Origin of the sequence: Pantoea anthophila (assembly GCF_006494375.1) — a bacterium.
In the GTDB taxonomy this organism is placed as follows: Bacteria; Pseudomonadota; Gammaproteobacteria; order Enterobacterales; family Enterobacteriaceae; genus Pantoea; species Pantoea anthophila.
In genome coordinates, this window is record NZ_VHIZ01000066.1 from 88,519 (window position 1) to 109,253 (window position 20,735).

At 56.8% G+C, this 20,735-nt stretch carries 17 protein-coding genes; 7 read left to right on the forward strand and 10 right to left on the reverse strand.

Going from position 1 to position 20,735, the window contains the following annotated elements:
- Nucleotides 1-19: 19 nt before the first annotated feature.
- Nucleotides 20-1,102: a type I restriction endonuclease gene (locus tag FJW00_RS21535; protein WP_140925618.1), complete on the reverse strand. Its 1,083-nt coding sequence runs from the start codon at nucleotides 1,100-1,102 to the stop codon at nucleotides 20-22.
- 509 nt (nucleotides 1,103-1,611) lie between these two features.
- Between FJW00_RS21535 and FJW00_RS21540 the strand changes: the two genes are divergently transcribed.
- The gene (locus FJW00_RS21540) at nucleotides 1,612-2,289 is read left to right on the forward strand and encodes an SDR family oxidoreductase (protein ID WP_111207848.1); all 678 of its coding nucleotides are present in this window, start codon (nucleotides 1,612-1,614) and stop codon (nucleotides 2,287-2,289) included.
- Between the two features lie 15 nt (nucleotides 2,290-2,304).
- Here FJW00_RS21540 and FJW00_RS21545 read toward each other — a convergent pair whose 3' ends face one another.
- Nucleotides 2,305-3,693, reverse strand: coding sequence for a sugar porter family MFS transporter (locus tag FJW00_RS21545; protein WP_046100768.1), 1,389 nt, complete (start codon nucleotides 3,691-3,693; stop codon nucleotides 2,305-2,307).
- Between the two features lie 261 nt (nucleotides 3,694-3,954).
- On the opposite strand from FJW00_RS21545, the gene FJW00_RS21550 reads away from it, so the two are divergent.
- The gene (locus FJW00_RS21550; RefSeq protein WP_009087852.1) at nucleotides 3,955-4,611 is read left to right on the forward strand and encodes an epoxyqueuosine reductase QueH; all 657 of its coding nucleotides are present in this window, start codon (nucleotides 3,955-3,957) and stop codon (nucleotides 4,609-4,611) included.
- Here FJW00_RS21550 and FJW00_RS21555 read toward each other — a convergent pair whose 3' ends face one another.
- Entirely contained in the window at nucleotides 4,612-5,115 is a 504-nt protein-coding gene (locus FJW00_RS21555; RefSeq protein ID WP_111207849.1) for a helix-turn-helix domain-containing protein, read from the reverse strand.
- Nucleotides 5,116-5,414: 299 nt separating this feature from the next.
- Between FJW00_RS21555 and FJW00_RS21560 the strand changes: the two genes are divergently transcribed.
- A complete protein-coding gene (locus tag FJW00_RS21560; protein ID WP_140925619.1) occupies nucleotides 5,415-6,437 on the forward strand; it encodes an alpha/beta fold hydrolase in 1,023 nt (340 codons plus the stop codon).
- Between the two features lie 26 nt (nucleotides 6,438-6,463).
- Here FJW00_RS21560 and FJW00_RS21565 read toward each other — a convergent pair whose 3' ends face one another.
- The 5 genes from FJW00_RS21565 to uxuA all read right to left on the reverse strand — a co-directional run bounded on the left by FJW00_RS21565 (nucleotide 6,464) and on the right by uxuA (nucleotide 13,642).
- Nucleotides 6,464-7,432, reverse strand: coding sequence for a GGDEF domain-containing protein (locus tag FJW00_RS21565; RefSeq protein WP_009087845.1), 969 nt, complete (start codon nucleotides 7,430-7,432; stop codon nucleotides 6,464-6,466).
- Between the two features lie 103 nt (nucleotides 7,433-7,535).
- Nucleotides 7,536-8,513, reverse strand: coding sequence for a porphobilinogen synthase (gene hemB, locus FJW00_RS21570; protein WP_009087843.1), 978 nt, complete (start codon nucleotides 8,511-8,513; stop codon nucleotides 7,536-7,538).
- A 125-nt stretch (nucleotides 8,514-8,638) separates the two neighbouring features.
- A complete protein-coding gene (gene proP / locus FJW00_RS21575; RefSeq protein ID WP_009087842.1) occupies nucleotides 8,639-10,144 on the reverse strand; it encodes a glycine betaine/L-proline transporter ProP in 1,506 nt (501 codons plus the stop codon).
- Nucleotides 10,145-10,579: 435 nt separating this feature from the next.
- Nucleotides 10,580-12,169 (reverse strand): EAL domain-containing protein, encoded by a 1,590-nt coding sequence (locus tag FJW00_RS21580; protein ID WP_140925620.1) that lies wholly within the window; start codon nucleotides 12,167-12,169, stop codon nucleotides 10,580-10,582.
- A gap of 288 nt (nucleotides 12,170-12,457) precedes the next feature.
- Nucleotides 12,458-13,642, reverse strand: coding sequence for a mannonate dehydratase (uxuA, locus tag FJW00_RS21585; RefSeq protein ID WP_140925621.1), 1,185 nt, complete (start codon nucleotides 13,640-13,642; stop codon nucleotides 12,458-12,460).
- A 147-nt stretch (nucleotides 13,643-13,789) separates the two neighbouring features.
- On the opposite strand from uxuA, the gene FJW00_RS21590 reads away from it, so the two are divergent.
- Complete coding sequence (locus tag FJW00_RS21590) at nucleotides 13,790-14,473, forward strand: FadR/GntR family transcriptional regulator (protein WP_140925622.1); 684 nt, start codon at nucleotides 13,790-13,792, stop codon at nucleotides 14,471-14,473.
- Here FJW00_RS21590 and FJW00_RS21595 read toward each other — a convergent pair.
- Nucleotides 14,462-15,517 carry an AI-2E family transporter gene (locus FJW00_RS21595; RefSeq protein WP_009087834.1) on the reverse strand — a complete coding sequence of 352 codons (1,056 nt, stop codon included), beginning with the start codon at nucleotides 15,515-15,517 and terminating at the stop codon, nucleotides 14,462-14,464. The two genes, FJW00_RS21590 and FJW00_RS21595, sit on opposite strands and share 12 nt — an antisense overlap.
- A gap of 256 nt (nucleotides 15,518-15,773) precedes the next feature.
- On the opposite strand from FJW00_RS21595, the gene FJW00_RS21600 reads away from it, so the two are divergent.
- Nucleotides 15,774-16,997: an MFS transporter gene (locus FJW00_RS21600; protein WP_140925623.1), complete on the forward strand. Its 1,224-nt coding sequence runs from the start codon at nucleotides 15,774-15,776 to the stop codon at nucleotides 16,995-16,997.
- Between the two features lie 46 nt (nucleotides 16,998-17,043).
- Here the strand turns inward: FJW00_RS21600 and FJW00_RS21605 are convergent, their stop codons facing one another.
- The gene (locus FJW00_RS21605) at nucleotides 17,044-17,859 is read right to left on the reverse strand and encodes a TIM barrel protein (protein WP_140925624.1); all 816 of its coding nucleotides are present in this window, start codon (nucleotides 17,857-17,859) and stop codon (nucleotides 17,044-17,046) included.
- A 420-nt stretch (nucleotides 17,860-18,279) separates the two neighbouring features.
- On the opposite strand from FJW00_RS21605, the gene FJW00_RS21610 reads away from it, so the two are divergent.
- Both FJW00_RS21610 and iolB read left to right on the forward strand, forming a co-directional pair.
- The gene (locus FJW00_RS21610; protein ID WP_009087827.1) at nucleotides 18,280-19,785 is read left to right on the forward strand and encodes a CoA-acylating methylmalonate-semialdehyde dehydrogenase; all 1,506 of its coding nucleotides are present in this window, start codon (nucleotides 18,280-18,282) and stop codon (nucleotides 19,783-19,785) included.
- A 127-nt stretch (nucleotides 19,786-19,912) separates the two neighbouring features.
- On the forward strand, nucleotides 19,913-20,728 hold the full coding sequence (iolB, locus tag FJW00_RS21615; protein WP_140925625.1) for a 5-deoxy-glucuronate isomerase: 816 nt from the start codon (nucleotides 19,913-19,915) through the stop codon (nucleotides 20,726-20,728).
- The last annotated feature ends 7 nt before the right edge of the window (nucleotides 20,729-20,735 follow it).

The window sequence follows — 20,735 nt, forward strand, 5'->3', positions numbered from 1 at the left end:
ACATCCTGGCTTCCTGAGGTTAACTGTATTGCTGTGCGGTCTCTCTTAACAGATCGGTAAAGTTGTAGATATCGTTTAGCAATGTTATCGGATGGCGGGTCTCTTTCTTCTCGCCATCAAACAACCCGATATAAAGCTGGCTCCGATTGAAATGAAGGCGGCAAATCGGCTTACGATTATTGTCGTCAATCAAAATGCCAAAATAGCTTTGGGTATCGCGAAAAGTGATACGTTGAGGTTCAATAACTTTTCTGATTATCGATTTTACGATATGAAATCCCTCAATTTCCATTTCAGTAGTAACGATGTTACTACTGTCTGCCTCACTTTTTTCGTCAGTACTGCTTTTGGAAATATCGGCACTGGATTGAGTTGATACCATGGTTCCGCCACTAATTGCCGACTTGAGTCGTTCGTTCACCTGATCATTGAGCCACTGTGTAGCAGCCTTTTTAGTCAGAACAGAAAATTGTTCTCTGACTTTTTGTGTGAGTATGCCGTCATAAACACGTGAGGCAAAAAGCTTAACGAAGTCCTCATCGGGTTCGCTGAATTGACTGGAAATCATCTTTTTTATCTGGCTGATGAATTTAAGCTCACCGGCTGCACTGACAATCGAATCAACATCAAAAGCCGTTTTAGTTAGTTTAACCAGTTCTGGCACTACGTGTTCGTCAATATCCAACAAATCCAGTTCTAAAAAAGGCTTCTCGTCCATTTTGTTTGGTGCATCGAGATCGGTAAAGAATTTATAAAGCTGGCCATTTGTTAAGATAGAAATCCGGGCATTAGTCACATGAAAGTAACGGAACAGCTGCGAAGCATGTTTAACATTCAAAGGCTCGCCAATTTTTTTACATTCAATCAGGATTTGAATTTCACCGCCCTTAGAAATGGCGTAATCAATCTTCTCACCTTTTTTTGTTCCGACATCACAAATGAACTCAGGTATAACTTCTGTGGGATCAAAAACATCATATCCCAGTATCTGGCTGATGAAGGGCATGACAAAAGCGCTTTTAGTAGCTTCTTCTGTCTGAATAATTGCTGCCTGTTGCTGAATCTTAGCTGATAGACCATTGAGGTTATTGAAAATATCCATTGCTCACCCTGTTTCTGTTCGGCCTGAGCCGTGTGTTTGGACTTCATTAGCTTGTGTAATGAAGTTGCCGGGATGTAAAAGGATTGGGTTTGTTTTTTCTTATATTAATCAGATTGTTGATAAAGTTAGGTTATGTCGAGCCTTTCCTTAACTTCAGAATAAAGTAAGAAAAAATTATCAGAAAAAAATGAAGTTGGCTATTTAGTGATCATCGAAACGAGGTTTTTTCGCAAGAGTTGTTGAGATGAATGGAGGATTTGCCGGATTGATCCAGTATAAGTGCCAGGCCTTCATTCAGTCCCCACTAAAACATACACTCAGCCGCTACCCGATGGCGGCTTGATGCGCATTGCAATATGCGTAGCAATACTTTTTTGACAGAGGCAACCTCCTCTGCCAGCAGTGAAAAGTTACCTGACGTGCGGTGGCCCGGCGAAAAAGCACGGCGGGCCGCGCTCTGCGCCGATTTGCCGTTAAGCTTGTGATGAGACCACTAACGAGGAGTGAATATGGCTCAGCAAAATAAGGTACTGATTATCGGCGCCTCACGCGGTATCGGCCTGGCGGTGGCGCAGGCGTTCGCCGGACAGGGCTGGCAGGTTACGGCCACCCATCGCAGCGGCATCCCGGCGCAGGGCAACCGGCCCGAAATCCGCTGGCACGCGCTGGATATGACCCAGGCATCAGCGGTGGAAGAGCTGGCTGGGCAGCTCACCGGTGAGGGGTTCGATGCCATTCTGATTAATGCCGGCATTTCCGGGCCGTCGCACCAGACCCTGTCGCAGAGTGACGATCAGGAACTGGCGCAGCTCTTCCTGACCAATGCCATCGCGCCGGTACGCAGCGCAGAAATATTACTGCCACTGCTGAAGCCGAGTGGTGTGCTGGCACTGACCTCCTCCCAGCTCGGCAGCCTGAATGAAAACCCGGATGCGCAGATGCCGATTTATGCTGCCAGCAAAGCGGCACTGAACATGTTAAGCCGCACCCTGACCGCTGCTGTGGACGCGCAGGGCGGAACGCTGCTGACGCTGCATCCCGGCTGGGTAAAAACCGACATGGGTGGCGAAAGCGCGCCCCTGACGGCAGAAGAGAGCGCAGAAGGTATCGTCCGGCAGCTGACCCACTGGCGCGGTCGTGGAGGACATCACTACGTCGATTACGCCGGCCAGTCATTGCAGTGGTAAGCCGCGTCGGGGCGGTTACGCCCCGATATCACGCAGCGCTTTGCCCTTCATCAGATTGCGTTCGATGTGCTCCAGCGTCACATGTTTGGTCTCCGGCACCAGCATCATCGTCAGCACGATAAACACCAGATTCAGCGCGCCGTAGAACCAGAAGGTGTTGGCATTCCCCAGTTGATCGAGCAGGGTGAGGAAGGTTGCCCCTACAATCATGTTGCCGACCCAGTTGGTGGTCGTGGAGGCGGTAATCCCGAAGTCACGCCCTTTCAGCGGCTGGATCTCGGAACAGAGCAGCCAGACAACCGGACCGGCTGCCATCGCAAAGCCCACGATAAACATCAGCAGCATCGCCACCGCAAAATATTTGCGGAAGTCGGTCTCAACGCCGATGTGCAGCAGCGTGCCCAGCACCCCCATCCCCACGGCCATCACCAGAAAGCTGGTGGTAAGCATGGGTTTGCGGCCCCAGCGATCCACAAAGAAGATGGCAATCAGCGTCGCCAGCATGTTGACCAGCCCGACAATCACCGTGCCCCACATCTGCTCACTGGTGCTGGAGAACCCGGCGATGTTGAAGATTTTAGGGGCGTAATACATCACGACGTTCATGCCGGTAAACTGCTGCATCACCTGCAACAGCATGCCGAGCCACACCGCGCGGCGGAAATTGCCATTCGAGCGGAACAGTGACCAGCCGCGCTGCTTCACCTGCAGGCTTTCCCGGATCTCCTCCAGCTCCTCACGGGCCTGCTCGCTGCTGTTACGCAGCCGGTCCAGAACCCGCTGCGCCTCATTAAACCGACCGTGTGCCGCCAGCCAGCGCGGGCTGTTGGGCAGAAAAAGCACGCCGATAAACAGGATCACCGCCGGAATCGCGATGACCCCGAGCATGCCGCGCCAGTTACCGCTGTAGCTGAAAGCCGTGTCGGAGAGATAGGCCACCACGATGCCGGTGGTCAGCATCAGCTGATACATGGAGATCATTGAGCCGCGAATACGCTCAGGCGCAATCTCGGCCAGATAGAGCGGCGCGGTGTAGGAGGCGATGCCTACCGCCAGGCCCAGAATCACGCGCGCACAGACCAGCGAGGTCACATCCGGTGAGAAGGCTGACCAGAGCGAGCCAATCACAAACAGCGTCGCGCCTGCCAGCATACTTTTCTTGCGTCCCAGCTTTGATGACATCCAGCCCGCCGCCAGCGCACCCAGCGCCGCGCCAAACATCATCGAACTGACCACCCACTCCTGCTGATGGTTGGTGATCTGCAAATCCTTCGCCAGAAAAGGCAGGGCACCGGCGATGACGCCAATATCCAGGCCAAACAGCAGGCCGGACAGCGCAGCCATAAAACAGACGAACCAGGTAAAACGGTTCTGCGTACTTCCCGATTTTTTTGCCGCGCCCATGCGAGTCTCCTTGCGGTAGTCCAGTGTCAACATTGTTAATGTTATGTAAACATAGTCGACGTCAGTGTGTTGCCGATCACACTTCCGACCACTGTTACCGCTCAGTCAGACAGAGCCGCAAAATAAAGCATGAGATATCAACGGGGTGGCGACGAAGGCAAAACAGGGGCAGGGGCACGATTACACAAAGCCGCGCAGATTTTGCAACTCGTCACCGGCGGCATTACACTGCCGCTTTCCTGCTATTGATTGAAGGTGTTTATGTCTGAACCTTTCCAGCGTCAGCCGCTGCCTCTGCCGGGCGGTCACAATAAAGTCCTGCTGCACTCCTGCTGCGCCCCCTGTTCGGGTGAAGTGATGGAAGCGATGCTGGCATCCGGCATTGATTACACGATCTATTTCTACAACCCGAATATTCATCCGCTCAAAGAGTATGAGCTGCGCAAAGAGGAGAATATTCGTTTTGCTGAAAAATTTGGCGTGCCGTTTGTTGATGCTGACTACGACCGGGATAACTGGTTTGAGCGGGCGCGCGGTCTGGAGTGGTCGCCGGAGCGCGGTGAACGCTGCACCATGTGCTTTGATATGCGCTTTGAGCGAACCGCGCTCTATGCGCATGAAAATGGCTTTCCCGTTATGACCAGCTGTCTGGGGATTTCACGCTGGAAAGACATGAAGCAGATTAACAGCTGCGGTGTCCGTGCAGCGGCCGCTTATCCCGATCTGCTCTACTGGGAATTTAACTGGCGTAAAGGTGGCGGGTCGGCCCGCATGATTGAAATCAGCAAGCGCGAAAGTTTCTATCAGCAGGAATATTGCGGCTGTGTCTATTCACTGCGCGACACCAATCGTCATCGCGTTGCTCAGGGACGTGAGCGGATTCAGATTGGTGTGCAGTATTATCAGCCGGATGAGTGATTAACCGGCATCGCGGAAAGTGTCGGCCTGCGCATAACCGCGTGCCGGGCGCGTAACAGGGCGCACCGTGACGGCACAGCGCGGCTGAATCTCCGCGTCGGGCCGCGCGTAGCCGCACAGGGCACAGGGATTCTGCGCGTCTGCCAGCGCTGTGCTGCTCCCATTACTCAGCGGACGCTTGCGGCAGGCGCTCGGCGTGCAGCCCATCATCTGTTTGAAAGAGCGGGTAAAGGATTGCTGGCTTTCAAAATGGTATTTCAGCGCCAGGCTGATAATGGGTGTACGGCTGTTTTTTAAATCATGAATACAGGCGTTAAGCTTTTTTCTGCGGATATAGCGCGCCAGTGTTTCATTATGATAGCGGGCAAAAAGTTTCTGCAGATACCATTTGGAATAACCCGCCTTTTCCGAAATATCATCAATACTTAAACGCTGATCGAGATTGTGATTAATCCACTCAGTGATGGAGACAATTACGCTTTCATTATATTTATTGTCGTTCATAGGCACCCCCCGTTTAACGTGCGGGCATTCTGAATTATTTATCTTAATGTGCTTATTCTTTGCGTAAAGATTCTTCAGGATTTGAATCGCAACCTCTCATGAGGTTCATTTAAACGGTGCTTATTAATAAATAAGATGAGATGTAATTAATCTGTTGGTTTTTTTGGCGGAATAAGGCGGCAACCGGCGCGGATGCAGCGCCAGCCCGGATGAGCACTTCGCCACCGCACAGCGCATCAATAGATTTTTTTCCGCGACCTGCCAGGCTTACGACTCACCTTTAACCTGGAGAATCCCGGATGGGCCCGACATTTCTGCTGAAGAAACCGCTTGCTGTGCTGCTGACCTCGCTGGCCTTGCTGACCTCTCTCCCCACCCGTGCCGCCACAACCTATGGCGAACAGCTGGAAGGCTTTCAATACCCTTATCCTCTGCACCATTTTGATTTTTTATCGCAGCAGCAGTCGCTCAGCATGGGCTATATGGATGTGAAACCCGTCGCGCGTGCCAACGGGAAAACCGTGGTGCTGATGCACGGTAAAAACTTCTGTGGTGCCACCTGGGAAGAGACCATCCGTGCCCTCAGTCAGCAGGGATACCGCGTTATCGCGCCCGATCAGATTGGCTTCTGTAGCGCCACCAAACCCGCCCGCTATCAGTACAGCTTTCAGCAGCTGGCCGACAATACGCATCAGCTGCTTGCCCGGCTGGGTGTGGAGAAGGCGGTAATTGTGGGTCACTCCACCGGCGGGATGCTGGCGACGCGCTATGCGCTGATGTACCCGCAGCAGACGCAGAAGCTGGTGCTGGTTAATCCGATAGGGCTGGAAGACTGGAAAGCGAAAGGGGCGCCGTGGCGTTCCGTCGATCAGTGGTATCAGCGGGAACTCAGGCTCAGCGCAGAGGGCATTAAGAAGTATGAGCAGCAGACCTACTACGCGGGCCGCTGGAAACCTGAATATGACAAATGGGTCGATATGCTGGCCGGACTCAACAGCGGGCCGGGGCATGAGAAGGTGGCGTGGAACTCCGCCTTAATCTACGACATGATTTTCACGCAGCCGGTGTTTTATGAGTTCGGCGATCTGAAGGTGCCGACCACGCTGATGATCGGCATGTCTGACACCACGGCTATCGGCAGCGATATCGCCCCGCCGGCGGTGAAAGCGCGGCTGGGCGATTACAGGGTGCTCGGTAAAGCGGTCGCAAAACGCATTCCGGGGGCGCGGCTGATTGAGTTTCCGGGCCTGGGGCACGCGCCGCAAATGGAAGAGCCTGCAAAGTTTAATCAGACCCTGCTCGACGATCTGGCGCGTCCCTGACCCTTCAGCCGCGGCGGCGGCTGAGGTTACACCGCGACACGCTTCTGCTTTTTACGCTGGTACATCCGCTCATCGCTGTCGTGCAGCAGCTGTTCCAGCGACTGCGGCTGCGCCGGATCAAACTCAACGATGCCGGAAGAGAACTGCAGGTGGTAACGACGATTCAGGCTGATCGACTGCTGACGCAGATAGCAGGCGAACTGCTGTAACAGCGCTTCGCTCTGCTGCTGCGACATGCCATTGAGCAGCACCACAAACTCGTCGCCGCCCAGTCGGGCAAAGAGATCGGAGTGTTTAAACACCACCTTCATCGCGTCGGCAAAGTCCATCAGCGCACGGTCGCCTTCGCGATGGCCCAGCGAGTCATTGATCTGCTTGAACTTGTCGAGGTCGAGAAACGTCAGTGAGGCTGGCCGGTTTTTCATCCGGCACTCGTTCAGCACCATCTGTCCCAGGGTCATAAAGCCGCGGCGATTGGTTATCTGCGTCAGTTCGTCGCAGGTGGCGGTCTGAAAGGCGACCAGCTCCGCTTCTGCCATCGCGGCCAGGTCACGCATGGTAGCCTGATCCTCTTCATCAAACTGGCGCGGTTCGCGTCCAATGATGCAGAGCGTACCCAGTTTGGCGCCGCCCGGTGCACGCAGCGGACAGCCGGCATAAAAACGGATGTGTGGATCGCCGGTGACGAGCGGGTTGTCGTGAAAACGCTCATCTTTATGCGCATCTTCAACAATCATGATCTCATCCTGCAGGATAGCGTGTCCGCAGAAGGAGATATTGCGCGGCGATCCCGGCGGTGCAAAGCCCTGAGCCGATTTAAACCATTGATGGTCAGCTTCCAGCAGGCTGACTAACGCGATAGGCACGTCAAACAGGCGGCGGGCCAGACGGGTTAAACGATCAAAACGTTCCTCCGCGGTGGTGTTCATGATGTTCAGCGCACGCAGCTGCGATAAACGTTGTGCCTCGTCGGCAGGAATGTCAGGTGCTTTCATCACAGAGACCTTTGTTGGTTTAGCCGAAGCCAGGTTCTGGTGTTTGCCTTTTGGCGGAGAAGAAGAGCGTGACATCGCGATCACGCTCTTTATGAGGAGGGGATCAGAGCACCTTTTGTTCGGCGAGATCAAGAGCGAAATAGCTGAAAATCAGGTCTGCACCGGCACGTTTGATCGCCCCGAGGCTTTCCAGCACCACATTACGCTCGTCAATGGCACCGGCCGCAGCGGCAAACTTGATCATCGCGTATTCGCCACTCACCTGATAAGCCGCCAGAGGCAGTTCGGTGCGCTCACGGATGTCACGCAGGATATCCAGATAGGCACCTGCCGGTTTCACCATCAGTGAATCTGCGCCCTGAGCCGCGTCGAGCAGTGATTCACGAATCGCTTCACGGCGGTTCATCGGGTTCATCTGATACGTTTTACGATCGCCTTTCAGCGCCGTGCCCGCGGCTTCACGGAACGGGCCGTAGAAGGAGGAGGCAAACTTGGTGGAGTAGGACATGATTGCGGTCTGAGTGAAGCCCGCCGCGTCCAGCGCGCGACGAATCGCCTCAACCTGCCCATCCATCGCCGCCGACGGGGCGATAAAATCGGCTCCGGCTGCGGCAGCAACGACCGCCTGCTTACCCAGGTTTTCCAGGGTGGCATCGTTGTCGACACCGTGATCGCAGAGCACGCCACAGTGGCCGTGGCTGGTGTATTCACAGAAGCAGGTGTCAGACATGACGATCATCTCCGGCACGGTCTCTTTGCAGATGCGCGACATGCGGGCCACCAGACCGTTTTCGTTCCACGCATCGCTGCCGGTGGCATCGGTGTGGTGCGAAATACCAAAGGTCATGACCGAGCGGATACCGGCTTTGGCGATACGCTCAATCTCATAAGCGAGACGTTTTTCCGGAATACGCATCACGCCAGGCATCGCCTGAATCGGTTTGTAGTCGTCGACCTCTTCTTCAACAAAAATGGGCAGAGCCAGATCGTTCAGGCTCAGGGATGACTCCTGGAACATTTCACGCATTGACGCGCTGGCGCGCAATCTTCTTGGGCGCTGGATAAGGGAATAATCAGACATTTTCATTCTTACGCAGGTGAAAAAAGTGACAACAGTTTACTCCCTTTGCCCGCAGGGCATGAAGGATTGTGTGCGGTAGGGAGGGGGAAAATGCTCTCCCGCCGGGCGGCGGGAGAGCAGAACGATTACTCGTTGATATCCGGATGCTGCTGCACCAGATTTTTACGTTTCGCTTCCAGACGGGCGATCTCTGCGTCGATATCTTCGATTTTATTCTCGATGTTATCGTGATGCTCCTGCAGAATCTCGCGCGCTTCTTCCATATCTGACGCGGCCGGTGTTGCCCCTTTCAGTGGCTTGTTCGCGGTCTCTTTCATGAACAGACCGGTAATCAGACCAATCACGGCCACGACCATCAGATAGTAGGCAGGCATGTAGAGGTTGTCGGTTGACTCAACCAGCCAGGCGGCCAGCGTAGGGGTCAGACCGGCAACCAGTACCGAGATGTTAAAGGCACTGGCCAGCGCACTGTAGCGGATGTGGGTCGGGAACATGGCAGGCAGTGACGAAGCCATCACACCGGTGAAGGAGTTCAGGATCACCGCCATCAGCAGCAGACCACCAAAAATCATGCCCAGCACGCCACTGTTGATCATCATGAAGGCAGGGATCGAGAAGACCATCAGGGCGAGACTGCCGATGATAACAAACGGGCGGCGGCCAAAACGGTCACTCATCATGCCGATCATCGGCTGAACAAACAGCATCCCGATCATGATGGCGATAATAATCATCACACCGTGATCTTCGCTGTAGTGCAGGTTATGCGACAGGTAGCTCGGCATGTACGTCAGCAACATGTAGTAGGTGACGTTTGTGGCGATGACCAGACCGATACAGGAGAGCAGGCTGCGCCAGTGTTTGGTCGCAATCTCTTTGAAGGAGACTTTCGGGCCATCCTGCAGACCTTCGCGGTCACCCTGTTCCAGCTTGTCCACGTGCTGCTGGAATGCCGGGGTTTCTTCCAGCGCATGACGCAGGTAAAGACCGATGATGCCCAGCGGCAGCGCAACGAAGAACGGCAGACGCCAGCCCCACTCAAGGAAGTTCGCTTCCCCGATAATGGAAGAGATCAGCACGACCAGACCCGCACCCAGCACGAAGCCGGCAATGGAGCCAAAGTCGAGCCAGCTTCCCATGAAGCCGCGTTTGCGGTCAGGCGAATATTCGGCCACGAAGATCGAGGCACCGGTATATTCACCGCCCACCGAGAAGCCCTGTGCCATCTTCGCTAACAGCAGCAGAATCGGCGCCCAGATGCCGATGGAGGCATAGGAGGGAATCAGGCCGATACAGAAGGTACTGACCGACATGATGATAATGGTGATGGAAAGAATTTTCTGACGACCATATTTGTCGCCCAGCATACCGAAGAACAGACCACCCAGCGGTCGGATCAGGAAGGGCACAGAAAAGGTACCCAGCGCCGCGATCATCTGAACGCCTGGCGACGCATCCGGGAAGAAGACTTTACCCAGCGCATAGGCCACAAAGCCGTAAACGCCGAAGTCAAACCACTCCATCGCGTTACCCAGAGAGGCCGCCGTGATGGCTTTACGTAAACGGGCATCATCAATGATGGTGACATCATTGATCCCAATTGGTTTTACACGCTTCCTACGCAATTTCATAGAATTACCCTGTAATGGAACACGAAAGTTCTCAACGGCGCGAGCCGGATGAATCGTACAGACCGCCACGTTGAGAAATTTAAGCATAGCCGTAAATACGCGCTGTTTTAGCGCCCGTTAACACAATAATTACTGTTGTGATTATTGCGAACAGCGACAGAGTATACCGTTTTTGTGTGATATCTGTCATGTTTGGGCTACATGTAGCCTCTTTTTGCCACTGATAAGGCTATTTCTCTCCGCAAAAAAATTATCACTCTGCGTGACAATCGCCGCTTTTTTCAGCACTTGAGCGGCGGTCCTCACGCTTTTCCGGACGGGAGAAATGACGGGCTGGAGGAGGGAGGGAGCGCGAAGGAGATGACCCTGACAAAAGGGAGAACCGCGACGGGCCGATCGGCTATCGGCGTTCTGTCGTCAGACGCCGGTAGCCGGTCAGGTCGTAAGGGCCAGGTCCGGCTCCACGGGCTGGTCGCCCTGTTCGGCCAGCCAGGCGATCAGTCCCGCATTGTCCAGCGGGCGCGCGTAATAGTAGCCCTGAATAAAGACCACGCCGCGCTGTTGCAGATAACGGAACTGCAAGGCGGTTTCGACCCCTTCGCCCAGGACTTCCAGCTCCAGCTCATGACTGAGCTGGATAATGGCATCCAGAACGGGTGTTCTGCCCTCAAGCGACTCGATGGTGTTGATAAAGCCCCGATCAATCTTGAGATAATCCAGCGTGAAGGTCTGTAAATAGCTCAGCGAACAGTGACCCGTGCCAAAATCGTCAATCGCGACTTTCATGCCGCAGTGACGCAGGTGTTCCAGTTTGCGTGCCACTGCCGCGCCCTCTTTGATCAGGCTGCGCTCGGTCAGCTCCAGCGTGATCAGGAACTGCTTATCCCTGACCTGTTCAGCGAAGTGCAGCATATCGTCGACAAAGTCAGGATGCTGCAGGTGCTCCGCCGCCACGTTAATTCCCAGGTGGAAATGGGGCTCTACCTGCCAGCTCCGGACATCTTCTGCGACCAACGCCAGCAGGTGGCGGGTCAGCGGCACAATCATGCCTTCCGCTTCTGCGGCACCGATAAAAATATCCGGCCGCACGCCGTTGCCGTCCGGGGTTGTCCAGCGCAGCAGCGCCTCAACACCGACGCAGCGCTGCAGCCGGTTGTCATAGACCGGCTGATAGTGCGCCCTGAACTGGCCGCTGGCGATAGCGCGCCGGATCTCATCGCGCCAGGAAATACGTCGCTGCAGCCAGTTCGCCATTATCATCATCAGCAGAATAGAGAAGATTGCCGCCATCGGCATAATGATAAACATCACCTGACGCCAGGCCGAAATCAGCTCCGTGGGCGAGGCTATCAGCGTGACCGTCAGCGGATAGCGCTGGGAGGATGCCTGATAAATCGACGGTTTGAACCAGCTGTCGGCGGCGATTTGCGGATCGCCATAGGAGATGGGCGCACCATCACTGAAATCCATGCTGAAATGGTAGCGATGGGTGCTGCTGATGGCGCGCATAAAATCGATCAGATACTGCCCATCGATCACCGCCCAGAAACTTTCGCCATCAGGCAGGTCGCGCACAAAAATCACGGCGGGACGCGTCGGCACACCGGCGGTACCGGCAATCGACAGGCTCCACCAGGCTTTACCGGTGACCGGGGCATCACGCAGGATCATCGCTTTCAGCGGGGCAGGACGTGAACCATACACCGATGAACAGGCAATTTTTCCCTGCTCCATTTTACCGATAGCGCGAAAATAGGGATTAAGTGAGCCGATGCGCTGCAGCTGGTTTTCAATCTGGCTGCAGGGCACCTGATCAAACTGGCGCAGCTCGGTAATCATATTCCAGGCGCTGTCGCTCATTCTCTCCGCCTGGGATAGCAGGGTTTCTGCCGCGCTCATCTGCTGCTGATGAACGGTGTGGCGCGCATCCAGTGCGGTAAAAAACAGGCCAATAACCAGAGGCAGCAGGCCGGAGATAATAATCACCAGCCTGGCGTAGTCGCGTTTTCGTTTCAGTAGCGGCACCGCAAAATCCTCTGAATATTATTGGTGTTATCAGGAGGCGCTAATCCGCTGCGCAGAATAACATCTCTCCGGGCGGAGCAGATTAGCGTTTTTGCAATCAATCAGACTGACTCAGGTCAATTATCGAACAGTGCGTGTCATTTATGTGACGTTTGTTTTGTCTTTATTGCGATTCAGCGACACAAATTCAGCAGGCAGGACGCGGGGGATAACGGGCGATGCGCAGCGGTGGGCGAAAGGCCCTGCGCCGTCACGGGACGGTCGCAGGGCGGGCGCGTGAATGAAGAATTAATCAGTAAAAAAGATCTGCTTCAGCGCCACTTCCACCCCGCGCAGTTCAGCCAGTCCTTTCAGGCGGCCAATGGCGGAATAGCCGGGGTTGGTGCGTTTATGCAGGTCATCCAGCATCTGATGGCCGTGGTCGGGGCGCATAGGAATGGCCCGCAGGTTGCCCGCCCGACGACGGCGCTGCTCTTCGGCCAGAATGACCCTGATCACCCCCACCATATCGACATCCCCCGCCAGATGCGCCGCCTCATGGAAACTGGCGGGATTCTCTTCACGCTTCGTGGCGCGCAGATGGACAAAGTTGATGCGGTCGGCGTAGGTTTCCGCCATCTCAACCAGCGCATTGTCGGCCCGCACGCCGTAGGAGCCGGTGCAGAAACAGAATCCGTTGTGCAGGCTGTCGACGGTTTCCTTCAGCCACTGCATATCTTCCTGCGTGGAGATAATGCGCGGCAGGCCCAGGATAGGACGCGGTGGATCGTCCGGGTGCACCGCCAGTTTTACGCCAGCCTCTTCCGCCACCGGCACGATGGCGCGCAGGAAGGTCGCCATATGTTCACGCAGTTTTGCTTTGTCGATGCCGTCATACTGCGCCAGCTGCGCCTGAAACTGCTCCAGTGTGTACCCCTCTTCGGCGCCGGGCAGGCCCGCGATGATATTGCGCACCAGCGTGTTTTTCTCTTCCTCGCTCATCGCGGCAAAGCGCGCTCTGGCCGCCTGCTGCTCGGCCGCGCTGTAGTCCTGCTCTGCACCCGGACGTTTTAACAGGCAGAGTTCAAACGCGGCGAACGCGTCGGCATCGAAGCGCAGCGCCTTAGCGCCATCGGGCAGCGTCCAGGCGAGGTCGGTCCGCGTCCAGTCCAGCACCGGCATGAAGTTATAGCAGACGGTATCAATGCCGCAGGCGGCCAGATTGCGGATCGACTGCTGATAATTGGCGATATAGCGCAGGTAGTCGCCGCGCTGGGTTTTAATCGCCTCATGAACCGGAATGCTCTCCACGACTGACCAGACCAGCCCTTTTTCCGCCAGCAGGGCCTGCCGGGCTTTGATCTCCTCAACCGGCCAGATCTCGCCGTTGGGAATGTGATGCAGTGCGGTAACGATGCCGGTCGCGCCTGCCTGACGCGCATCATCCAGTGAAACCGGATCGTTCGGGCCGTACCATCGCCAGGTATGTTCCATGTTTGCTCCTTAACTGTGATGTGGCCCAGTGGTCAGGCCGCTGGACCAAGAGTATGATAGTGTGCAAAACAAGGCCGTGATCCGGATCGCAGCATCATAAACTGCATCGGCCAGCGGGCCGATTGAGCAGGACAGGAGGAGAGGACAATGACCCTGGCAGCCATTAAAACGGAGCGGCTCTACCGTCAGATAGCCAACGCCATTATGGCCGGTATCACGCGTGGTGACTTTGTCGCTGGCGGGCTGCTGCCGCCGGAGCGCGAGCTGGCAAAACAGCTGGGCGTCAGCCGATCATCCGTGCGTGAAGCGCTGATTGCGCTGGAGATGACCGGCTGGGTCGATATCCGCACCGGCACCGGGGTGTTTGTCGCCCAGCCGCTGCCGCAGGCCGGGGACACGCAGGAGAGTGAGGCCTGCAGTCTGCAGGATCTGTTGCAGGCCCGTGAAGCCTTCGAAGGGATGCTGGCGGGATTTGCCGCCCGAAACGGCACGCCGGAACAGCGGGCGGCCCTGCTGGCGCTGGCCGCTGAGCTGCAGCAGCATCAGGAAAACGATGCCGCCTTTCTGGCTAAGGACAAACGTTTCCACCTGCTGATCAGCGAGATGAGTGGCAATGATGTGCTGCGCGACCTGCTGGAACAGCTCTGGAACAAGCGCCACAGCCCCCATGTCGAGCGGCTGGAGCGCCATTTTGCTGATAACAGCTTTGCGCTGGAGATGAACGCTGACCATCAGCAGATTGCCAGCGTGATCGTGGCGGGGGATGAGGCGGCTGCCCGTCAGGCCATGGAGAACCATCTGCGGCACGTCCAGCAGCGCTTACTTGGTTAAGCCCCGCACCCGTTTAGGTCGCCCGGTGCCCAGCAGAATGGCCAGACGGCTGCCGCCGGGGGTGGTTTCCATCAGGATTTTCGTGATGCTGGTAAGCGGCACCGACAGCAGCATGCCAACCGGGCCCAGCAGCCAGCCCCAGAAGACCAGGGAGAGGAACACCACCAGCGTCGACAGGCCCAGACCCCGGCCCATCAGGCGCGGTTCCAGCATATTGCCAAACACCATATGAATGGCCGTAAACAGGGCGGCCACCATCGCAGCATCAAACAGGCTGTTCAGCAGCAGCGCCTGCAGAAAGGGCGGGATACCGGCAATGATCGGGCCGATGTTGGGAATGAAGTTGAGGATAAACGCCACCACACCCCACAGCAGCGCGAACTTCACATCCAGCAGAAAGAGCGTCAGCCAGACCGCCACGCCGGTGATCAGGCTCACCAGGGTTTTCAGCGCCAGATAGTGGGTCACCCCTTTCAGCGCTTTGTGCAGCCCGGCGATGCGAATCTTAGGATTCACCAGCGCGTTACGCATTTTGTAGGGCAGGTGATGGACCTCAAACAGCATAAAGACGACGGTCAGCACCAGCAGCACGGTGTTAGTCATCGCGCCGGAAAAGCCGCTCAGCGCCACTGTGGCCAGATTCATCATGGTGTTGGGGTCGAAATGTTTGATCAGGACGTCGGTTGAGATGTTGAGATGAAAGCCTGCGGCCAGATGCTGCAGCACCGTCATTTTCTGCTCCATGGTGGCGCGCAGCTGCGGGTAGAGATCGGAAAACTCGCTCATTGAGCTGGCGATGATGGCGCCCAGCAGCACCATGACGCAGAAGATCACCGTGATCACCAGCCCGATCGCCAGCCCGCGGCGGAAGCCACGCCGCATCAGCATCGTCACCAGCGGGTTGAGTACAATGGCAAAGAAAGCCGCCAGCAGCAGCGGGACCAGAATGTCGGACGCTGCCCGCACCCCGGCGAGGATAATGACCAGCATTGCCAGTTTGATCAGAATATTTTGTCCGATCTTTTCCCGTTGCAGCTCGCTCATTCCCTCTCCCGTGACGTAAATTGGCTGTTGACAGTGTAGCTGAAAGAAAATTAACAATCTGATTTATCAGAGAAACGGTAAAGCGCGGCGGCAGAAGGGCGTCTTAATCAGCGCCACCACACTCCACTTTCGCGGCAGGGGTTTTGTCCGGCACGCTGCGGCCGGTTGACGGCGCAGCGCCGATACGTCAGCGGTGAAAGCGGGTATAGTCGACGGATAAACCTTATCATTCAGTCTAATACGAGCGGGATCTCTCATGCCTGAACAGCCTACAGTGGCACCGGCCACCCCAACCGGCAACCTCCGTCTCACGCTGCTGATCCTCTCTATTGTGGCCTATAACTTTGCCAGCTATCTCACTATCGGTCTGCCGCTGGCGGTGCTGCCGGGATGGGTACATGACCAGCTGGGATTCAGCGCCTTCTGGGCGGGTGTGGTGATCAGCCTGCAGTATGTGGCGACGCTGCTGAGTCGCCCCCACGCCGGGCGTTACGCCGACCTCTGGGGGCCAAAGAAGGTCGTGGTGATCGGGCTGGTGGGCTGCCTGATCAGCGGTCTCTGTATTCTGCTGGCGGCGCTGAGCGACTCGCCGATGACAAGCCTGACGCTGCTCTGTGTGGGGCGGGTGATTCTGGGGCTGGGCCAGAGCTTTACCGGCACCGGCACCTCGTTGTGGGGCGTTGCGCGGGTCGGTTCGCTGCATATTGGCCAGGTCATCTCCTGGAATGGCATCGTTACCTATGGCGCGATGGCGATTGGCGCGCCGCTCGGCGTGGTGATCTTCCGGGCGGGTGGCCTGCTCTGGCTGTCGCTGGTCATTGTCGCTATCTGCGTGGCGGGCATTGTCTGCGCCGTGCCGCGTCCGGCCGTCAAAGCCAGCCGGGCCAGGCCGCTGCCGTTTCGTGCGGTGCTGGGAAAAATTGCCGGCTTTGGCGCGATACTGGCGATGGGATCGGCGGGGTTCGGGGTTATCGCCACCTTTATAACGCTGTTCTATCAGGATAAAGGCTGGGAAGGTGCCGCCTTTGCCCTCTCCCTGTTCAGTGCCGCCTTTGTTGGCACGCGCCTGCTGTTCCCGAACGCGATTAACCGCCACGGCGGCCTGCGCGTTGCCAGCCTCTGCCTGGCGGCGGAAGCTGCCGGACTCTTTCTGGTCGCGGCGGCGGGCGACCCCTGGATGGCAAAAGCGGGCGCGTTTCTGACCGGCACCGGTTTTTCGCTGGTCTTCCCGGCGCTGGGAGTCGTCGCGGTGAAGGTGGTGCCGCAGCAGAATCAGGGCAGTGCGCTGGCGACTTACACCGCGTTTATGGATCTGTCGCTGGGCATTACCGGGCCGATCGCCGGATTTATCATGAACTATGCAGGCGTGTCGCAGGTGTATCTGCTCACAGCGCTGCTGGTCTGCGTTGCGTTTGTCTGCACGCTGCGCCTGCAACGGCGTCAGGCGCTGTCACCGGCAGCCGACGAGACTGCGCCGTAAAACGCGCCCGGGCGGGCCATGTTTTCAGCGCCTGCCAACACCGGCTTCAGGCCTGCAGCAGTTCGATACTGTGGCGGATCTGCCGTTCCGTTTCATCCGGTGTCCAGCTGTTGAGCTGGCTTGAGAAGGGCTCAAAGGCGTAGATCCCCTTATAGCCCAGCATCTCCAGCCGTTTAACCTGCACGACGCTGTTCAGCACATCGCTGTCACTCAGCATAATGCGCTCCTCATCGGTCAGCTCAGCGGTGGGCCGCCGATCTTCCACGCCCGACAGGTGCACCAGCCCAATCTGTTGCACGTCGACACCCGTGAGGAACTCCTCTTCCGCCTTTTCATAGAGATGGTGATGGAAGGTATCCAGCACCAGCTTAAAGGGTACGCCGGCGGCGGCGATGAGTCGCTGCGCCTCTGCGGCCGAGCGCAGTGAGCTGACCGGGAATCCCAGCGGCTCCACCAGCCCCTGAATGCCATAATGTTCAAAGCGCGGCGCCAGCTGCTGCATCGCCGCCTGCGTCTCCTGAGGCGACAGGGCAATCCCCTCATTCAGTGGACACATCACCAGCGCCTTCGCACCCGTCTGCTGTGCGGTCTGCAGCAACAGCTCTGCGCGGGTCAGCAGATCGTCATCGATACGGTTAAACGGATAGAGCGCATTAATGGTGACGATATCAATCTGATATCTGTCGGTCAGGGCGCGCAGCTGCTCGGGCGTCAGATCGTCTGTCACGCTGCCACCCGGCATGTCATTACGCAACTCAACCTTGCTCAGCCCCAGGCGATGAACCAGCTGAAAAAAGGCCTCCAGCGAGAGCCGGGGAGCAATTTTGCGGTTGATACAGAAACGGGTCGGATCGATAGCCATGTGATTACCCCGAAACGGAAGAAGATTGTGACTAAAGAAAACATTTATTTCATTAATAGTGAATTATGAAATGGAGATTATTGGATCTGCCTCGCATTAATTTCATATTTCGTTTCAGCCGGGTGCTGTCTCGCGGGGTTTATCCCGCAGAGAACCGCGCCGTGATCGGCCTAAACCGCGCCTGCCGGGCTGAGGATTGCGGCAACGGGCGCTCTCCGGACGTCAGGAGCGCACCAGGCGCAAGCCGACGGAGAAAATGCGATCTGTGCCGCTAAAAGCAAATCTTCCAAAAAGAATTATTTGAAAAATTTATTCCAATGCAATAGCTTCATAGCACGCTTTCAGCTTTGCCTGGTCAGGCAGCGCGGCAGGTCGCATGGTTCGTCTGCAGGGAACTTAACCATCTAAAGAGGCAACATCATGACAATCACAGGTAACTTTATTGGCGGCAAAATTACGTTCAGCGCCAGCAACGAAACCATTCCTGTTTACGACCCGGCAACCGGCAAAGTGGTACGTGAACTGACGCAGAGTACCGCCGATGAAGTGGCTCAGGCGATTGGCGTCGCGCATGCGGCCTTTGCCGAATGGTCAAAAACCTCGCCCCTGCGCCGTGCCCGTGTCCTGTTCAACTTTAAGGCCCTGATGGAGCAGCATCGTGACGAGCTGGCGGCGCTGATTGTGTCTGAGCATGGCAAAGTCTGGTCTGATGCGCTGGGTGAACTGACGCGTGGCATTGAAGTGATCGAGTTTGCCTGCGGCATCCCGCACCTGCTGAAAGGCGAATACTCCCCTAACGTCGGCGGCGGCGTTGACAGCTATTCGCTGATGCAGCCGGTCGGCGTCGTGGCGGGCATTACGCCGTTTAACTTCCCGGCGATGGTGCCGCTCTGGATGTTCCCGATCGCCCTGGCCTGCGGCAACACCTTTGTCCTCAAGCCACCGGCACTGGACCCCTCGGCGTCTGTGCGGATGGCTGAACTGCTGACCGAGGCGGGCCTGCCTGATGGGGTTTTCAACGTGGTGCACAGCTCAAATGAAGACGCGGAGCAGCTCTACAAAGATCCGCGTATCGCCGCCGTCAGCTTTGTCGGTTCCTCCGGCGTGGCTGAGCACATCTACAAAACCGCCAGCGCGCATGGCAAACGGGTGCAGGCGTTTGGCGCGGCGAAAAACCACGCCATCGTGATGCCGGATGCCGATCTGGATGCCACCGTCAACGCCATCATGGGCGGTGCCTTTGGTTCTGCCGGTGAACGCTGCATGGCGCTGCCGGTCGTGGTCGCCGTGGGCGATGATACCGCCGACAAGCTGATTGCCCGCCTGACCCCGCTGGTGCAGGCACTGCGCATCGGCCCCGGTATGAATCAGGGGGCTCTGGAGAATGAGATGGGGCCGGTGGTTTCAGCGGCGCACCAGAAAAAGGTGCTGGGCTACATCGACAAAGGCGAACAGGAAGGCGCGAAGCTGGTGGTCGATGGGCGTCATGTCCAGGTCGAAGGGCATGCTGAAGGATACTACGTCGGCGGCACGCTGTTTGATAACGTCACCTCTGACATGGTGATCTGGCGTGAAGAGATTTTTGGTCCGGTGCTGAGCATCATGCGCGCAGCGGATTACGACAGTGCGCTGCAGCTGGTTAACAGCCATGAGTTTGGCAACGGCAGCGCCATTTTTACCAGCAACGGTCACACCGCGCGAGACTTTGTGCAGAACGTTGAAGCGGGCATGGTGGGCGTCAACGTGCCGGTTCCGGTGCCGATGGCATTCCACAGCTTTGGCGGCTGGAAGCGCTCGGTGTTTGGCGCGCTCAACGTGCACGGGCCGGATGGCGTGCGCTTCTACACCCGCATGAAAACCGCCACCGTGCGCTGGCCATCCGGTCAGCAGACCGTGTCTGAATTCAGTATGCCGACCTTAGGCTGATTTATTTCCACGCTGGCAGGATGCGCGACCGGCAGATCACTCTGCCGGTCTTTCTGTTCGCAGGCGGGCTGCACGTCACGCCCGCGCGGCAACTGCAGCGACAACCGTGACAGAGAGGAGGATCAGGATGTCTTTACTGTCGAAAGCCCAGGCCCCTGATGCGCAGGGTCGTATTCAGCATGTGACGCCTGAACGCGCCGGCTGGCGCTATGTCGGGTTTGATGCTTATCTGCTGAAAAAAGGGGAAACCCTGCACCTTACCACCGGGGATAAAGAGCTCTGTCTGGTGCTGGTGGCCGGACTCGCCTCGGTGAAAACCCGTCACGCGGCGTTTCCCGGGATTGGTCAGCGTATGTCGCCCTTTGAGCGCGTGCCGCCTTACTCCGTTTATGTGCCGCACGATGATGAGGTAGTGGTTTACGCGGACAGCGATCTGGAGCTGGCGGTCTGCAGCGCGCCCGGTCACGGGCATCTGCCCGCACGACTGATTACGCCCGCAGACGTGGGCGTTGAGCATCGCGGCAAAGGGCGCAATCAGCGTCTGGTGCACAATATTCTGCCCGATGACAAACCGGCTGACAGCCTGCTGGTGGTCGAGGTTTATACCAATGAGGGCGACACCAGCTCTTACCCCAGCCACAAGCATGATGAAGAGAGTGAAAACGAAACCCTTCTGGAAGAGACCTACTATCACCGTTTCGATCCGGAACCCGGCTTCGCCATGCAGCGCGTTTATACCGACGATCGCTCACTGGATGCCTGTATGGCACCTTACAATCGCGATGTGGTGATGGTGCCGCGCGGCTATCACCCGGTTGCGACGCTGGCGGGATACAACAACTACTATCTGAACGTGATGGCGGGGCCTGTGCGGCTGTGGAAGTTTACCTGGGAGAAAGATCACGCCTGGGTGAACAGCGAGAATTATCCGCGTAACACCTAGCCTACGG

What these genes read in the sequence shown, in the direction of transcription:
- FJW00_RS21545 (WP_046100768.1), bottom strand. Translation starts at nt 3,693, where the DNA reads ATGGGCGCGGCAAAAAAATCGGGAAGTACGCAGAACCGTTTTACCTGG.
- proP (WP_009087842.1), bottom strand. Translation starts at nt 10,144, where the DNA reads ATGAAATTGCGTAGGAAGCGTGTAAAACCAATTGGGATCAATGATGTC.
- FJW00_RS21540 (WP_111207848.1), top strand. Translation starts at nt 1,612, where the DNA reads ATGGCTCAGCAAAATAAGGTACTGATTATCGGCGCCTCACGCGGTATC.
- FJW00_RS21605 (WP_140925624.1), bottom strand. Translation starts at nt 17,859, where the DNA reads ATGGCTATCGATCCGACCCGTTTCTGTATCAACCGCAAAATTGCTCCC.
- FJW00_RS21600 (WP_140925623.1), top strand. Translation starts at nt 15,774, where the DNA reads ATGCCTGAACAGCCTACAGTGGCACCGGCCACCCCAACCGGCAACCTC.
- hemB (WP_009087843.1), bottom strand. Translation starts at nt 8,513, where the DNA reads ATGTCTGATTATTCCCTTATCCAGCGCCCAAGAAGATTGCGCGCCAGC.
- iolB (WP_140925625.1), top strand. Translation starts at nt 19,913, where the DNA reads ATGTCTTTACTGTCGAAAGCCCAGGCCCCTGATGCGCAGGGTCGTATT.
- FJW00_RS21595 (WP_009087834.1), bottom strand. Translation starts at nt 15,517, where the DNA reads ATGAGCGAGCTGCAACGGGAAAAGATCGGACAAAATATTCTGATCAAA.
- FJW00_RS21555 (WP_111207849.1), bottom strand. Translation starts at nt 5,115, where the DNA reads ATGAACGACAATAAATATAATGAAAGCGTAATTGTCTCCATCACTGAG.
- FJW00_RS21550 (WP_009087852.1), top strand. Translation starts at nt 3,955, where the DNA reads ATGTCTGAACCTTTCCAGCGTCAGCCGCTGCCTCTGCCGGGCGGTCAC.
- FJW00_RS21560 (WP_140925619.1), top strand. Translation starts at nt 5,415, where the DNA reads ATGGGCCCGACATTTCTGCTGAAGAAACCGCTTGCTGTGCTGCTGACC.
- FJW00_RS21565 (WP_009087845.1), bottom strand. Translation starts at nt 7,432, where the DNA reads ATGAAAGCACCTGACATTCCTGCCGACGAGGCACAACGTTTATCGCAG.
- FJW00_RS21610 (WP_009087827.1), top strand. Translation starts at nt 18,280, where the DNA reads ATGACAATCACAGGTAACTTTATTGGCGGCAAAATTACGTTCAGCGCC.
- FJW00_RS21535 (WP_140925618.1), bottom strand. Translation starts at nt 1,102, where the DNA reads ATGGATATTTTCAATAACCTCAATGGTCTATCAGCTAAGATTCAGCAA.
- uxuA (WP_140925621.1), bottom strand. Translation starts at nt 13,642, where the DNA reads ATGGAACATACCTGGCGATGGTACGGCCCGAACGATCCGGTTTCACTG.
- FJW00_RS21590 (WP_140925622.1), top strand. Translation starts at nt 13,790, where the DNA reads ATGACCCTGGCAGCCATTAAAACGGAGCGGCTCTACCGTCAGATAGCC.